The organism is Nocardia sp. NPDC004278, from assembly GCF_053602975.1.
The window spans coordinates 1-15338 of record NZ_JBSGEQ010000032.1 but is presented as its reverse complement, the minus strand read 5'-3'; the positions used below and the strand labels follow the sequence as shown (position 1 = coordinate 15338).

The 15338-nt window shown below is 65.8% G+C and carries 16 protein-coding genes and 1 rRNA gene; 11 read left to right on the top strand and 6 right to left on the bottom strand.

The genetic code is table 11. The features are described 5' to 3' along the window. Positions 1 to 158 precede the first annotated feature (158 nt). Genes ACWEO2_RS34535 through ACWEO2_RS34525 form a run of 3 tightly spaced genes read left to right on the top strand, consistent with a single transcriptional unit; the run spans position 159 to position 3172 of the window. Positions 159 to 2381, top strand: coding sequence for a hypothetical protein (locus ACWEO2_RS34535; protein ID WP_452409265.1), 2223 nt, complete (start codon positions 159 to 161; stop codon positions 2379 to 2381). Then, positions 2378 to 2917, top strand: a complete 540-nt coding sequence (locus ACWEO2_RS34530) for a GtrA family protein (protein WP_452409193.1) — start codon at positions 2378 to 2380, stop codon at positions 2915 to 2917. Before ACWEO2_RS34535 ends, ACWEO2_RS34530 begins: the two co-directional genes overlap by 4 nt. A 21-nt stretch (positions 2918 to 2938) precedes the next feature. After that, positions 2939 to 3172, top strand: a complete 234-nt coding sequence (locus ACWEO2_RS34525) for a Trm112 family protein (RefSeq protein WP_354961354.1) — start codon at positions 2939 to 2941, stop codon at positions 3170 to 3172. 120 nt (positions 3173 to 3292) lie between these two features. On the opposite strand, the gene ACWEO2_RS34520 is transcribed toward ACWEO2_RS34525, so the two are convergent. The 6 genes from ACWEO2_RS34520 to ACWEO2_RS34495 all read right to left on the bottom strand — a co-directional run bounded on the left by ACWEO2_RS34520 (position 3293) and on the right by ACWEO2_RS34495 (position 7618). Next, positions 3293 to 3919, bottom strand: coding sequence for a TetR/AcrR family transcriptional regulator (locus tag ACWEO2_RS34520; RefSeq protein WP_452409192.1), 627 nt, complete (start codon positions 3917 to 3919; stop codon positions 3293 to 3295). Continuing rightward, positions 3916 to 4707 (bottom strand): ABC transporter permease, encoded by a 792-nt coding sequence (locus tag ACWEO2_RS34515; RefSeq protein ID WP_452409191.1) that lies wholly within the window; start codon positions 4705 to 4707, stop codon positions 3916 to 3918. The genes ACWEO2_RS34520 and ACWEO2_RS34515 overlap by 4 nt, the downstream gene beginning before the upstream one ends. Next, complete coding sequence (locus ACWEO2_RS34510; RefSeq protein WP_452409190.1) at positions 4704 to 5435, bottom strand: ABC transporter ATP-binding protein; 732 nt, start codon at positions 5433 to 5435, stop codon at positions 4704 to 4706. Before ACWEO2_RS34510 ends, ACWEO2_RS34515 begins: the two co-directional genes overlap by 4 nt. Before the next feature lie 68 nt (positions 5436 to 5503). Further along, positions 5504 to 7030: a multicopper oxidase family protein gene (locus tag ACWEO2_RS34505; protein WP_452409189.1), complete on the bottom strand. Its 1527-nt coding sequence runs from the start codon at positions 7028 to 7030 to the stop codon at positions 5504 to 5506. A gap of 73 nt (positions 7031 to 7103) precedes the next feature. Continuing rightward, a complete protein-coding gene (locus tag ACWEO2_RS34500) occupies positions 7104 to 7229 on the bottom strand; it encodes a hypothetical protein (protein WP_452409188.1) in 126 nt (41 codons plus the stop codon). Further along, positions 7226 to 7618: a MarR family transcriptional regulator gene (locus ACWEO2_RS34495; RefSeq protein WP_452409187.1), complete on the bottom strand. Its 393-nt coding sequence runs from the start codon at positions 7616 to 7618 to the stop codon at positions 7226 to 7228. Before ACWEO2_RS34495 ends, ACWEO2_RS34500 begins: the two co-directional genes overlap by 4 nt. A 58-nt stretch (positions 7619 to 7676) precedes the next feature. On the opposite strand from ACWEO2_RS34495, the gene ACWEO2_RS34490 reads away from it, so the two are divergent. The 8 genes from ACWEO2_RS34490 to ACWEO2_RS34455 form a co-directional block, all read left to right on the top strand. Further along, complete coding sequence (locus tag ACWEO2_RS34490; protein WP_452409186.1) at positions 7677 to 8372, top strand: NAD(P)-dependent oxidoreductase; 696 nt, start codon at positions 7677 to 7679, stop codon at positions 8370 to 8372. A gap of 157 nt (positions 8373 to 8529) precedes the next feature. Further along, positions 8530 to 9759, top strand: coding sequence for an NAD(P)/FAD-dependent oxidoreductase (locus tag ACWEO2_RS34485; protein WP_452409185.1), 1230 nt, complete (start codon positions 8530 to 8532; stop codon positions 9757 to 9759). Positions 9760 to 9873: 114 nt separating this feature from the next. Next, positions 9874 to 10764 (top strand): RNA polymerase sigma-70 factor, encoded by an 891-nt coding sequence (locus tag ACWEO2_RS34480; protein ID WP_452409184.1) that lies wholly within the window; start codon positions 9874 to 9876, stop codon positions 10762 to 10764. An 87-nt stretch (positions 10765 to 10851) separates the two neighbouring features. Next, on the top strand, positions 10852 to 12000 hold the full coding sequence (locus ACWEO2_RS34475; protein WP_452409183.1) for a low temperature requirement protein A: 1149 nt from the start codon (positions 10852 to 10854) through the stop codon (positions 11998 to 12000). Positions 12001 to 12021: 21 nt separating this feature from the next. Beyond that, on the top strand, positions 12022 to 12633 hold the full coding sequence (locus tag ACWEO2_RS34470) for a DNA-3-methyladenine glycosylase (protein ID WP_452409182.1): 612 nt from the start codon (positions 12022 to 12024) through the stop codon (positions 12631 to 12633). Between the two features lie 108 nt (positions 12634 to 12741). After that, complete coding sequence (locus ACWEO2_RS34465; RefSeq protein ID WP_354961366.1) at positions 12742 to 13164, top strand: DoxX family protein; 423 nt, start codon at positions 12742 to 12744, stop codon at positions 13162 to 13164. Between the two features lie 281 nt (positions 13165 to 13445). Further along, positions 13446 to 14735, top strand: a complete 1290-nt coding sequence (tyrS, locus tag ACWEO2_RS34460; protein WP_452409181.1) for a tyrosine--tRNA ligase — start codon at positions 13446 to 13448, stop codon at positions 14733 to 14735. A gap of 514 nt (positions 14736 to 15249) precedes the next feature. Continuing rightward, positions 15250 to 15338 (top strand): 16S ribosomal RNA (locus ACWEO2_RS34455); the annotation flags it as partial.

Genomic DNA, 15338 nt, shown 5'->3' with positions numbered 1-15338 from the left:
GAACTCTAACATGGTGCCCACCGCGCCCAGTCGGCCCGCTGATCATGTTCGGAGCCGACCGGATTCGGGCCACGGGCCAGCGGGCGATGCGAGCGAACGGTGTTGCACTGTAGGGTCTGGAACTCGTGGTGGAAAGTAGCGTCCCTGCCCCGCGGGACGTGTACAAATGGGGCATCATTACCGCGCTCGGGGTGATCGCGGGATATGTTGCGGTACTGCTGGCCAACGTCCGGCATTTCTACACCGACGACACGGAATCGCAGTACGCCCCGCTATGGGTGATGCTCGGGCGGCAGCTGCGCGACGGACAGCTGCCCGCGCTGGTCCCCGAGCATTGGATGGCGGGCAATTACACGATCGAAGAGGCGGGTCTGCTCAATCCGCCGCAGCTGCTGATCGATCTGATCGCGCCTTCGGTCGATAACCTCGCGCTGTACGCCACCGTGGTCAAACTGATCTTCGCGGTCATCCTCGGCCTCGGCGTGTACCGGATCTGCCTCGTCTATGGCGCGAAGCCGGCGTGGGCGGCGGTCGCGGGTGTCTCGATTCCGTTCACCGGGTGGCTGCTGTTCTTCGACGAGGCGAGTTGGTTCACCGCCTTCACCGGCACCGCATGGATGGTGCACGCCTGGGCCTCCGGTGTCAGGTACGCACGCGGCCGCAGCGGTCCGATTCCGACATTCGTCTTTCTGTATCTGGCCATTTCGGTGCAGTACATCTTCCCGGCCGTGGAGGCCGGGCTGATGATCGGCGCGGTGGCGGTCGGCGAACTGGTCTATCAGAAGAAGTGGCAGCCCGCGCTGCGGCTGCTGACGGTGGCCGGTTTCGCGGCGCTCGCCGGGCTCGCGACCTATCTGCCGAGCATGCTCTCGGCAAAGGTGACCTGGCGCGGCACCTCCCAGATCAATAACGACCAGTTCCTGACCGTGCCCTGGTCGGAGTCGCTGAACGCCAGCCTGCCGACCACCATGCCCGCCTACAGTTCCTGGTGGGGCTACATCCAACCACTGCCGGTGGTGTACATCGCGTGGTTCCTGATTCCGGCGCTGGCCTTCGTCGATTGGGGTAAGGCGCGCGCGGGCGCGCGCGAGCTGACCGCGCCTGCGTTGGTCGCAATCATGGCGCTGATGTGGACCGCCGGACCCGGCACCATCGGCCCGCTGCGCTGGCCCGCCCGGGTGCTGCCGATGCTGGCGCTCGGACTGCTGGTGCTGGTGTGCGTGCTGCTCGGGCGCTATGCCACCTTCACGGACTGGCGGCGGCGCGGCATTGCCGGTGCGCTGCTGCTCGGACTGCTACTCGCGCGGACCTTCTCGGCGGATCCGCACCGCATCGGCTGGCATCTGGTCTCGGTGGCCGCCGTCGCGGCGCTCGGAGCCGCTGTGGTGTGGCTCGGCCGCAACCGGGGGACGGCCGCGGCTTGCGCGTTGGCCGTCGTTGCGGTGTTCCCGATCGCATTCCTCCAGGTGAATATGGTGCAGCCGACGCCGATGAGCTGGAACCTGCCGGAGAACCGCGCCGAGATGAAGCGCGCCTTCCCCAAATTCCCCGGCACCACACTGCAACTCGCTGATCGCGGACTGATCCAGCCCAATGAGCGCACACTGCAGGGCGCGTACGGATCGCTGGTATTCGGTAACTACGCCAAGGATCTCGAGCTGACCTACGTCAGCGGCTACACCCCGAACGGGCACTATTGGTTCGGCGACATGCTCTGCATGCGCTGGGATACCAGTGTCTGCCCGGATGCCTATCGCCGCGCGTTCGCGACCGAACCGACCACCGGCCGGACCATCGTCGATCTGATGAAGGTGGACCGGGTGGTGCTGCAACGAGCGCTGTACCCGGATGCACGCAACCAACCCGCGCCGCCCGGCTGGAAGTGGGTCGACTACCCGGGCCATGAGCGCTATATCGCGGTGCTCGAGCGCGAGAACGGGCTGGTCTCCACCCAGAACGGCCGGGTCGCCGATACGACGGGCGTGACCGCCACGTCGGTCTCGGAATCGGATATGACCAGCCGGGTGCGGGTGAATTCGGAGAACGGCGGGCAGGTCGTCTTCGCGCGGCTCGGCTGGCCGGGCTACCGGGTGACGCTGGACGGTAGGGACATTCCGATCAGGGTGGTCGCGAAAATCTTTGTGACCGTGGATGTTCCGGCCGGTACCAAGAACGGCGACCTGGTCTTGAGCTGGCGTCCGCCCGGCTGGAAGATCGGCGGCGCTACCGCGGTGCTCGGCCTGGCCGGACTGGGTGTGCTGCAGTGGCTGTATCTGCGGAGTCGGCGGCCCGATGACGAGCCCGCCGACCTGGCGACCGCGGATGCGGAGACGCCGGAACCGGCGACGGCCCAGCCCGATCTGGCAGACGCGATCCGGTGACCACGGGTGCGGCGAATTCGGTGAATGCGGGCGCGGGAGATCCGGTGGGCTCGGACGCCGCGAAGGCGGTGGTGCCGAGGCCAGCGGAGTCCGAGGACCTGGGACCGCTGCTGCGCATCGTCAAGCGGCAGGAGATCGCGTTCGCGGCCGTCGGCGTCGTGAATACCGCGCTGGGGATGGGGCTGACCGTCATGTGGTTGGCGATCCTCGGCGCGAGCGTGCCACCCGCGGTCGCGGTGGTCCTGGCTTACGCCATCAGCATCGTGATCGCATTCGTACTGCATCGGACGTTGGTTTTCCGGGTGCGCGGCCACGTGATCCGTGATTTCCTCCGGTTCGTCGGCGTGAATTCCGGTGGCCTGCTGATGAATATGGCGTTGCTGTCGCTGGCCGTCTCGGTACTGCACCTGCCGAGTAAGCCGTCGGCGGTGGTGGTGATGGGACTTGTCGCGATCGCCAGCTATTTCGGTCATCGCTACATCTCGTTCCGGCGGGAGCCGTCGCCATCGGCCGGTTCCGGTGCGGAGCCGTTCTAGGCGACGGGTAAGTTATCGATCATGCCGGAGGAAACCGCCTTGGACGCCACACTGTTGAGCCTGCTCGCCTGCCCGCAGGACAAGGGTCCGCTGCTGTTGGTCCGCGATGACAAGGGCGCCACCGCGCTCTACAACCCACGCCTGCGCCGCGCCTACCCGATCGAGAACGGCATCCCGGTGTTGCTGATCGATGAGGCCCGCGATGTCACCGACGCGGAGCACACCGCCTTCACCAGTCAGCACGCCGACGCCTGATCGGGCATGCGCTCGATGGCACACCATCGCGGGTGCCACCGGGCGTTCGTATGACCCGCACAACGATGGCAGCGATCCGCCGAGCGGGCGCCAACTCGGCCGGTACCCGCTGAACGCCGATCATGTTGTGGCGGTATCGATTTCACCGGTGAGATAGCGCTGGAGAGTAGGCCCCACCGCGGCGACGAGATCGGCCAGCGGCATGGACGCCAGCGGCTCGATTTCGAGAATCTTGCGCGCGACCAGCACCCCGATCATCTGGGTGCCGACCAGAGCGACCCGGGCTCGGCCGTCATCCTCGGGCGTCGCGATCCGCACCCGCACCCGTTCGAGCACGATATCCAGCACAAAGGTCCTGGCCAGCGCGTCGTCACCGCCCGCGAGAATACTGCGCACCACCGCGACCACCCCGGGACCGGCGGGGGAGTCCCATACCGCGACCACCGAGCCGATAATGGTCTCCCCCAGCCGATCCAGCGGTGCGACATCGATCCGGCGCAGCGTCGCCTCCGGATCGACCGGCAGCTCGACCACCGCGGCGAACAGCTGCTGTTTCGTCCCGAAGTAGTGGTGGACCAATGCCGGATCGACCCCGGCGTCGGCGGCGACGGCACGGATCGAGGTCTTATCGAAACCGCCCTCGGCGAAGCGGGTGCGGGCGGCGGACAGGATCGCCTCGCGGGCGCCGGATTGTCCTGGCCGACGCCCGGAGCGGGTGCCGCGATCGCCGTTGGTCGCCTCGGTCACGCGGTCCGCCGCCGTAGGGTGGCCGCGCCGAGGCATAGCGCGACAATGGCGAATCCGGCGACGACCAGCACATCCCGGACCATCTGCCCGGTGACCTCCGGATGTGTCGAAACCTGTTGCAGCGCATCGACCGCGTAACTCAACGGCATCACATTGCTGATCGCCTCCAGCCAGCCCGGCAGTTGCCCGCGCGGAACGAGTAGCCCGCACAGGAAGATCTGCGGTGCGACCACCACCGGAACGAACTGCACGGCCTGGAATTCGGTGCGCGCGAAGGCACTTGCCAATAGACCGAGCGCCACACCGCAGATCGCGTCGACCATCGCGATCACCACCACCCAGGCCGGACTGCCCGCCGCGTTCAGGCCGAGCAGACCGAAGGAGACCAGACAGGCCACCGCCGCCTGTGCGGCCGCGGCCACCGAGAAGGCGGTGCCGTACCCGGCGAGTAGATCGAGCTTCGACAGTGGCGTCGTCAGCAGCCGCTCCAGCGTGCCGGTAGTGCGTTCGCGCTGCATGGCGATCGCGGTGATGATGAACATGACGATGAACGGCAGGATACCGAGCATGCTGATGCCGACGCGGTCGAAGATCGGCACCGGGTTGAGCGGATTGGCCGGGGCGTTTTGGTAGATGAAGTACAACAGTGTCATCAGCACGGCCGGAACCACGAGAATCATTGCGACAGTGCGGTGGTCGTTGCGCAACTGGCGCAGGATGCGCCCGGTTGTCGCGGCGTACGGCCGCAGCGTCGGCGTCCGGCGTGGGGGTACGAGGGTGGTAGTCATGCCGCACGTCCCATCGTGATCAGGGTGAGGAATGCTTGTTCGAGGTTCTGTTCACCGGTTTCGGTGCGCAGTTCGTCGGGGCTGAGTTGGGCGAGGAGTTTGCCTTCGCGCAGCAGCAGTAGTTTGTCGCAGTGCTCGGCTTCGTCCATCACGTGGCTGGACACCAGGAGCGTTGTCCCGTTCGCGGCCAATTCGTGGAACTGCTTCCACAGATCGACGCGCAGCACGGGATCCAGACCGACCGTCGGCTCGTCCATGATCAGCACCTCGGGCTGCGCGACCAGTGCGCAGGCCAGTGAGGCGCGGGTCTGCTGGCCGCCGGACAGTTCGTCACCGCGCTGACGGGCATTTTCGAGCAGGCCGACCGCGGCGATGGCCTCGTCGGTGTCATCGCGGTCGCGGCCGTAGAGCGCGGCGTAGTAGGCGACGTTCTCGCGCACGCTGATATCCGGGTAGATGCTCGGCGCCTGGGTCACGTAGCCGATCCGGCGCCGCAGTTCCGCCGCGCCCGCCGGAATGCCGAGCGCCGAGACCTCACCGGATTCCACGATCTGGGTGCCGACAATGCTGCGCATGAGGGTGGTCTTGCCGCATCCGGACGGTCCGAGCAGTCCGGTGATGGAGCCGCGCGGAATCGTCAGCGAAATATCGTGCAGAACTTCGCGGCCGCCGCGGCGCACGCAGAGGTTGCGTACCTCTACAGCGGGAGATGAGTGCAGGTCCGTCATGAGACGCCTCAATTCATCGGGTGTTGAATTCACTGTGTGATGAATTTAGCGCGCCGCGGGCTTCGCGTCTAGTGATGGCTTTGGTTATGTGCCGGAGTTCCGGCCGACTGTCCCGGCTCGACCACGGCAAACTGGCCCATCATGCCCTGGTCCTCATGCCAGAGCAGATGGCAGTGATACATGTACGGCGAGTTCGGATCGGCGGGTCCGTCGAACCGCAGCGCGATTTTCGCCCGCGCGTTGGGTGGCAGGAAAATGGTGTCCTTCGGTCCGGTCAACGCATCCGGCGGCGGCGCGCCGTTCAGTTCGAGGACTCGGAACTGCACATCGTGGATGTGGAAGTTGTGCGGCATGCCGTCGCTGTTGTGCACCGTCCAGGTCTCGGCCGTACCCCTGGTGACGGTGAAATCGATTCGGTCCATTGCCATCGGCTTGCCGTTGATTCCGCTCAACTGCAGCTCGAAGTTGCGTTCGGTCACCGAGTCGGAACCGTCGGGGGTCGACGGATGTGCCAGTGCCACCGGCATTTCGGGCGAGGGCCGCAGTGTCGGCGCCGCGCGCAACTCGACGATGTCGAAGCTGTCGTCACCGCCTGCGAAGCGCTGCGCCCAGAAGTCCAGCCCCGCATCGAGTTTCGTACTGCGCAGCACCGTCCGCTCACCCGGTCGCACCCGGACCACGATCTCGGCGCGCTCGCCCGGCGACAATCGCACCCGGTCCAGCGCGAAGGGGCGTTCCAGCAGGCCGCCGTCGGTGGCGACCAGCGAGAATCGGCGGTCGTCGGCGAACCCGAAGGTGTAGACCCGCGCGGTCGACGCATTGAGTAACCGCAACCGCACGAGTTCGTCGCCGACATTCCGATACGGCGTCAGGGTGCCGTTCACCATGGTCCGGTCGCCGAGGAAACCGATATCGCGGAATATGCCATGAGACGAATCGAGCTGGTTCCCACGGAATTTCACGTCCTGGACAATGATGGGCAGATCGTCGACGCCATAGTTCTTCGGCAACGAAAGCCCTTCGGACACCTCGTCATCGAGCAGGAACATGCCCGCGAGCCCATGCCGGACGTGCTGTTCGGTTGCGCCGTGCGGATGTGGGTGGTACCAGAGTGTCGCCGCGGGCTGATCCACGGTCCACTGCGGTGTCCACATGCCACCGGCCTGCACCATCTGATGCGGTCCGCCGTCCATCGCGGCCGGCAGATGCATGCCGTGCCAGTGCACGGTCGACGGCTCCGAAAGTTTGTTCCGAACTTCGACTTCCACCCGTTCGCCGCGTCGGGCCCGCAGCGTCGGCCCGAGATAGTCGCCGTTGAACCCCCATGTCTCGGTGGCTTGCCCTGGACGGAATTCCCTTCGCCCCGAGCGCATATCGAGTTCGAACACGCGGGTGCCATCTTCTCGGATCCGGGACTGGGACAGCGGCGGGATCGCGAGCTCATTGCTGAAATCGGTACTGCCGACTGTGGATACGACCGCGCTGTGATACACCCACGTGACGCAGCCGCCGACCGAGAGCAGCGATACCGTTGCGAACGCCGCGACAATCAGGAGCAACCGCCGCAGCCAGCGCGGCCGGGAAACCGAAGACATGCGACGACGGTAGGGATCGGCGCTACCCGCCCACATCCGGGAGCATCCCGATTTCTTCCCTGATTCCGGTGGGTCAGTCGTCGGCGAGTTCGGTGGCCGCGTCGTACCCGGCCGCGGCGGTGCGGCGCAGGAAATCCGCGATCAGATCCAGTTCGGCCTCGGAGTAGCGATCGCACAGATCGTCCATGCGGCTGTTCATGCCCGAGAGCATGCGGTGAGCTCCGGGTTGCGGTACCGGGTGGCACGCATGGTGACGGCGCGGCGGTCGGTGGCTTCGGGATCGCGTTCCCGGGTGATGAAGCCCCCGCGCTGCAGGCGATCGAGCACGCCGGTCATGGTCGCCGGATGCATTCCGGCCAGCCGGGCCAGGGCGCCCGGGCTGAGCGGGCCGTGCCGGTTGATCAGGTCCAGGCAGTTCCAGTCGGCGTCCTCGAGTGCCGTCTTCGTGCCGAACTGCCGGTTGAGCAGCGACAGCTGGATGTTGAGATCGCGCAGCGACGCCTTGGCCGATTGCCGATGACGCCGCGCCTCCGCCTTGTTGCGTCTGCCATATTGTATGACTCTAAAACTAGTTGTTATGGTTTCCATATGATACGACGCTCGGATGGATCGGCGTCGAAGGCATATCGAACATCAGGAGTAAGTCATGCGCATCATCGTTTTCGGAGCCAATGGCCCCACCGGGCGGCTGCTGACCGAGCAGGCCCTCGCCGCGGGGCATGACGTCGTCGCGGTCACCCGTCGTCCGGATGAGTTCCCGATCGAACACGGTCGGCTCACGGTCTTCGGTGGCGATGTCCACCAACCGGATTCGGTCGATACCGCCGTCGCCGGTGCCGATGCGGTGTTGTCCGCATTGGGCGTTCCGTACAGCAAGGAGCAGATCACCACCTACTCCGAGGGGATTCGCCACATCATCGCCGCGATGCGGCGGCACGGTGTGCGCCGGATCGCGGTCGTCTCGTCGAGTGCGGTCGATCCGAAGCGCTACTCGGAGGCCGGGTTCCTGTTCAATCGGGTGCTGCAGCCCTACGTCGTGCGCGTCATGGGCAAGACGCTCTACGACGATATGCGGCGGATGGAGGCGCTGTTGGCGGCCAGCGATCTGGAATGGACGGTGGTGCGTCCCGGTGGGTTGTACGCGCTGCCCGCCGTCACCGATTACACGATGGTCGAGGGGCATGCCGATCACCGGTACACCGCGCGCGTCGACCTGGCCGCGGCGCTGTTGCGACTGGCCGAGGGCGACCTGTTCGCGCGCAAGATCGTCAGCGTGGTCACCACGACCGACAACCCGAGCCTGTTCCAGTTGATCCGAACCGAGGCGCTCGGAAAGCATTGATCCCGATGTTTCCGCTGGTAGAGGTCTAAATCAGCGGTATCAACAGCACGTGATGCGCGTCACATCATGCGACTGTCACGTCCAAGGTAGGTGGTTTGTCCCATGGTCGTCACCAACCGAGAAACCTGCCCCGGTGACACCGACCATGGGAGCAACTATGAATACAGCATCGCGTAGCGATTCGTTGAGGGGTGGCGGCCGGGTGACGGGTGAGCCCACCACGCATCGGATCGTCGTACTCGGCGCGGGCTACACCGGCATGCTGGCCGCCATCCGGCTGGCCCGGCGGACTCGCAAACTCGATGTGCAGATCACCATCGTCAATCCGTCGTCGCGCTTTACCGAGCGGCTGCGCATGCACCAGGTGGCCGCAGGCCAGGAGTTGGCCGACAATCAGATTCCGGAGATCCTGGCTGGCTCGGGCATCGAATTCGTCCAGGGCTGGGTGAGTTCGATCGATCCCGAGGCCCAGCGGGTCTACCTCGACGGCACCGCTACCTTGTGCTACGACGAGCTGATCTACGCACTGGGCAGTAGCACCGACACCAGCATCGTGCCCGGCGCCGCCGATCACGCCTGGACCCTGAACGATCCGCGCACCGCGCACCGTTTCTCCGAACATCTTGCACTGGTCGCGGCCAATGGCGGCACCGTCGCGGTCTGCGGCGGCGGTCTGACCGGTATCGAGGCGGCGGCCGAAATCGCCGAAAGCTTTCCCGGCGCGAAGGTCACACTGATCAGCAGCACCGAACCGGGCGCGATGATGGGCGATAAGGCCCGCGCCTATCTGAACAAGGCGCTCGACCGGCTCGGCGTCACCCGCGAGATCGGCCAGGCGGTCACCAAGGTGCTGCCCGATGCGGTCGAACTCGCCGATGGCGAACTGGTCTCGGCCGATCTGACCCTGTGGACCACCGGCGTCCGGGTTTCGCCGCTGGCCGCGCAGGCGGGCATCGAAACCGACGCACGCGGACTGATCGTGGTCGACCCGACCCTGCGCTCGGTCTCGCACCCCGCTGTCCACGCCATCGGTGACGCCGCCGCGGTGCGCCAGGCCTGGGGGCAGATCCACGGCACCTGCCAGTCCGGCCTGCCGACCGCCGCCTACACCGCCGATGCCATTGCGCGGCAGTTGAAAGGTAAGTCGGTGCAGCCGTTCCGGTTCGGCTACTTCCACCAGCCGGTCAGCCTGGGCCGCCAGGACGCGGTCATCCAGTTCACCAAGGCCGACGACACTCCGGGGCGGTTCTACCTGACCGGGCGCGCCGCGGTGCTGTACAAGGAAGGTGTGAGCAGCAGCCCGGTACCCAGCTTCAAGCTCAGCAAGAAGATGACGGTCTCGGTCCAACTGTCCACGGGTGGCAAGGCGACTCGCCAGACCGCATGAGGAACCGGCCCGGATCAGTCGCCCGCCATCCCAGGCGGGCGGCAGGGTCGGCTGTCGCGTTCGTCCGGACATCTCGATTTCCAGATCCGGACCTGGATCAGGAGCATGAGCCCAATGGTTGACGCTACGCACGCGCAGGATCCCTTCATCGAACACCGGCGGCTGCTCTTCTCCACCGCCTACCGGATGCTGGGCACCGTCACCGATGCCGAGGACATCCTTCAGGACACCTGGCTGAAGTGGAATGAAACCGATCAGTCGACCGTCCAGCATCCCAAGTCCTATCTGGTGCGCACGGTCACCAACCTTTCGTTGAACCGGCTCACCTCCGCCAAGGCCAAACGCGAAACCTACGTCGGCCCATGGCTTCCCGAACCCCTGTTGACATCACCGAATATCGCCGAGGAGACCGAATTGGCCGATACCGTCTCCACCGCGATGCTGGTGGTGCTGGAAACCCTGAATCCCGTGGAGCGTGCAGTATTCCTGCTGCGTGAGGTCTTCGGCTACAGCCATGCCGAAATCGCCGACACCCTCGACAAGCCCGAGGCCACCGTCCGCCAGATCGCGCACCGGGCCCGCTCACATGTGCAATCGCGTCGTCCGCGTTTCGACACCGATAAGGCCGAGCGCGCGCATATCACCGAACAGTTCATGTCCGCCTGTAACGGGGGCGATCTCAACGCGCTGATGGATCTGCTCGCCCCCGATGTGACCTCCTGGTCCGATGGCGGCGGTGTGGTCACTGCGGCCCGGCGTCCGCTCTACGGTCCGGACCACGTGGCCCGCTGGGTTCTCGGTGTACTCGCCAAGCCGACCGTCGCTGGCGTCGTACTCGAACCGGCGCATATCAATGGCGAACTCGGCGCGCTGGCGCTCATCGACGGAAATCCGGTGGCGGCGTTCACCTACGACATCATCGATGGCCACATCCACAACCTGCGTTTCCAGGTCAACCCGAACAAGCTCAAGGGGCTGTACATGGGGACGGATGCGCTCGGCTGAGACCGCCTGAACGGCTGACCGTTCGCCTCCGGCAAAGCCCCGGCCACTCGGCGCGCCGTACCCGGCGCACCGTTCTACGCTCGTGCCGTGAACAGCAAGACCGCGCAAACCGACGTGGACGGGGGACAGGTCCGGGTTTCCACCCTGGAACTCTTCTTCGATCTCGTCTTCGTTTTCACCATCACCCAGTTGACCCATGTTTTCACCCACCATCCGGGGTGGGCGTCGTTGGCGCAGGTAATGGTTCTGTTCGGGGTCATCTGGTGGATGTACAGCGGATATGTCTGGCTCACCAACGAGGTGGCGCCGAACAGTTCGCAGCGCCGCACCCTGCTGCTGATCGGCATGTTCGGATTCTTCGTGCTGGCGCTGGCCATCCCGGACGCCTTCCACGGCACCGGCCTTGCATTCGGGCTCGGCTACGTCCTGGTCAATACCGTGCACACCGTGCTGTTCTGGGTCAGCGGTGGCGCATCGGCTACGCAGGCGATCAAACGCATCGCGCCGTTGAACGCGCTCGCCGCGGCGCTCGTACTCGCGGGCGGTTTCGTGCACGGATGGTCGCAGTACCTGTGCTGGTGCGCGGCGTTTGCGGTGCAGGTGCTCAGCCCCTATCTGGCCGACACCCGTGATTTCGTGGTGCGGGCCAGCCATTTCTGCGAGCGGAACGGGTTGGTGATCATCGTCGCCATCGGCGAGTCGGTGGTCGCGATCGGCGTCGGTCTGGCGGGGGAGAAGCTCACCGTGCTATTGGTCGCCACCGTCGCGCTCGGCCTCTGCCTGGCCTATGTGCTGTGGTGGGCGTACTTCGGTATCGATGACGACCGCGGCGAGCTCGCGCTGGCCGCGGTCCCGGACCGGGAACGCTCACGTCCCGCGGTACTCGCCTACGGCTACGCGCTCTACCCGCTGCTCATCGGCATCACCGTCACCGCCGCCGGCATCAATATGACCATCGCGCACGGCAACGAGCCCGCCTCCATCGCGGCCGCGTCGGCGCTCTCCGGCGGTGTCGCCCTGTATTTCTTCGGCCAATTCTGCTTCCGGCTCGCCCTCGGTCTGCCGCGCCCGTGGTCGCGGCTCATCGCTGCCGCCGCGGTGGCAGCGACCATCCCGATCGGTGTCGCGTCGGTGGCCTGGGCGCAGCTCGCGGTGCTGGTCGCGGTCGGCTACGCCGCGGTGATCATCGACGATCTGATCACCCTGCGCTCCGGCCAGCACAGCCGCTACGTTTGATGTCGGGAACAATGGTGAGTCGTGCGTAGTGAGGAACTCGCGGTCGAACCGCCCGCCGCGGCCCGGCGACTGCTCGGCTCGACGCTGTGGGCCGGACCGGTAGGCGTGCGGATCGTCGAGGCCGAGGCGTACGGCGGCGATCCGGCCGGACCATGGCCGGATCCGGCATCGCATTCCGGTCGCGGGCGAACCAAGCGCAATGCGGTGATGTTCGGCCCCGCCGGGGTGCTGTACGTCTATCTCAGCTACGGGATGCACATGTGCGTGAACGTGACCAGCGGGCCGGACGGCACGGCGAGCGCAGTGCTCATCCGGTCCGGCGAGGTGGTCGCCGGCTTGGAGACGGCGCGGGCGCGACGCCCCGCGGCCCGCACCGATGCCGATTTGGCAAGGGGCCCAGGCAATCTCGGTAGCGCACTGGGAATCACGCTGAGCGACTACGGAATTCCGCTATTCGATCCGGCGTCGCCGATCCGGCTGGAACTCAACGGCGCGATCGACCCCGCCGAGATCGCCAGCGGCCCGCGGGTCGGCGTCAGCAGTGCGGCGGATGTGGCGTGGCGATTCTGGCTCGCATCGCCTGCCGTCTCGGTCTACCGGCGCAGCCCGCGCGCGCCGATCGAGGCGATATAACGCCTGGTGACAGGATTCTTCGGGGCGAGCGATGAGTTTTCGCCGCGGTGTCCGTCCTATCCGTTGAACGCGCTCCACCCGGCGCAACCGACCCGAAGGAAAGACACCATGACCGCCATTGCCTCCGCCGCCCCGATCGCCACCGTCCCCGGCAAGAAGATGAATATCGCGCTGTGGACCGTACAGATCCTGATCGCGCTGTTCCTCATCGTCGCCTCCGCCGCCCCGAAGCTGTTGGGCGCACACGCGGCGGTCGAATCCTTCGACACCATTGGCTGGGGACAGTGGTTCCGCTACTTCACCGGCGTGGTCGAGCTTTCCGGCGGCATCGGCCTGCTGGTGCCCCGCCTGAACGGCCCGGCGGCCGTCGGCCTGACCATCACCATGGTGTGCGCGGCGCTGACCCAGGTGTTCCTGCTCGGCGCGCCCGCCCTGGCGCCCTTCCCGCTGGTGCTGGGCGCGGCGCTGGTCTGGATCGCCTGGCAGCGGCGCGACAGCATCATCGCGGTGCGCGACCTGTCGGCTCGCTGAATATCCGAATAACCCACACGATCGGCAGACCTCGGTCTGCCGATCGTTGTCGTGTTCCGGCCGATACCCGCTTTCGTGGGCCTTGTCGGCGGCCGGTTCATCGCCGCTGGGTGGTCCCGGAAATTCGTTCGACCTGCGCAGCGGCGCACGGTGACACTGAGGGGCATGCCGGTCGCGGGCACCGGTGCGGAAAGATAGGACAGCGTGAGCGAACGAAGTGAGCGAACCATGTGCCAGCGCGCCGCGCGCACGGCGGAGCCGAGCGCCAGCGAGGCGCAGGCGTGAGCGGCGACATCATCGACGAACTGACCTGGCGCGGACTGATCGCGCAGTCCACCGACCTGGACACCCTGCGCGCAGCGACGACCGCGGGCCCGCTGACCCTCTATGCCGGTTTCGACCCCACTGCGGCCAGTTTGCACGCCGGACACCTGGTCCCACTGCTCGCGCTGCGGCGCTTCCAGCGCGCGGGCCATCGCCCGATCGTGCTGGCCGGTGGCGCCACCGGCCTGATCGGCGACCCGCGCGACGTCGGCGAGCGCGCGATGAACTCGACCGACACCGTTGCGGAGTGGGCGGCCCGGATCCGCTCGCAACTGGAGCGCTTCGTCGATCTCGACGACTCACCCACCGGCGCGATCATCGCCAACAACATGGACTGGACCGGCCAGCTGTCGACCATCGACTTCCTGCGCGATATCGGCAAGCACTTCTCGGTCAATGTCATGCTGGCCCGCGACACCATCAAGCGCCGCCTCGACGGCGAGGGCATCTCCTACACCGAATTCAGCTACATGCTGCTGCAGGCCAACGACTACCTGCAGCTGCGCCGCAAGTACGGCTGCACGCTGCAGGTCGGCGGGTCGGATCAGTGGGGCAACATCATCGCGGGCGTCGAACTGAACCGCCGGATCGACGGTGCGTCGGTCCATGCGCTGACCCTGCCGCTGGTCACTTCGGCCGACGGCAAGAAGTTCGGCAAGTCGACCGGTGGCGGCAGCCTGTGGCTGGACCCGGAGATGACCAGCCCCTACGCCTGGTACCAGTACTTCGTGAATACCGCCGACGCCGATGTCGTGCGCTACCTGCGCTGGTTCACCTTCCTCTCCCGCGAAGAGCTGACCGAGCTCGAGGTGGCCACCGCCGAACGCCCGCACGCTCGGGAAGCGCAACGCAAGTTGGCCGAGGAAATGACGAATCTGGTGCACGGCGAGGCGAATACCCGTGCCGTGCAGTTGGCGAGTCAGGCGTTGTTCGGTCGCGCCGATCTGCATGAACTCGATGAGGTGACGCTGGGCGCGGCGCTGCGGGAAGCCGCCGTCGAGGGCGCGGTCGCCGAGGTCGAACCGGGAACCCAGAACACCATCGTCGATCTGCTGGTGGCCACCGGTCTGTCGGAAAGCCGCGGTGCGGCACGTCGCGCGGTGAACGAGGGCGGGGCATCGGTGAACAACGAGCGGATCTCCGATCTCGAATGGACCCCCGCCGATGCCGACTACCTGCACGGACGTTGGCTGGTGCTGCGCCGCGGCAAGCGGAACTTCGCTGGCGTACTGCGGGCGGGCGCATAAAGATCACGTGGCTCGGGTCACATTCTGGTGGCCCGAGCCCGCATTTCGGACGCTCAGATAGCCTCTGACCTGCGAAATGACATGCTTGTAGTGCGGATTTGACTCGGCGTTCTCCGCCGCGTAACTTTATCCAAGTCAGAGCGACACGGACACCGACCCGGAGCTGAAAGGCCTGGGAAACGAGGTAGGACGAGGAGCGCCTGACGGCCAGCAAGACCGGATCGGACGAGTGGCTTGACTCTGCTCGGGTGATTGGCTAGGCTGGGAAAGTTGCCTCAGGAAGCCCCCAGTGAGAATCTAGGGTCAACCTGCGTGCGCCTGTTCTTTGAGAACTCAATAGTGTGTCGATGAATGTCAGTGCCAAATATTTTTTGGTTCCGGCTCCTCATACCCCCGTGTGGTGGGGCTGGACATTTAAGTCAGCAAATACTTTTGCTGGCGTTTGATTTGCTAGGTTTTCGGACTCTAGTTTAGATACTTTTGATTGCGCTCTTCGGGGTGTGATTGTGAGTCTTCAACGGAGAGTTTGATCCTGGCTCAGGACGAACGCTGGCGGCGTGCTTAACACATGCAAGTCGAGCGGTAAGGCCCTTCGGGGTACAC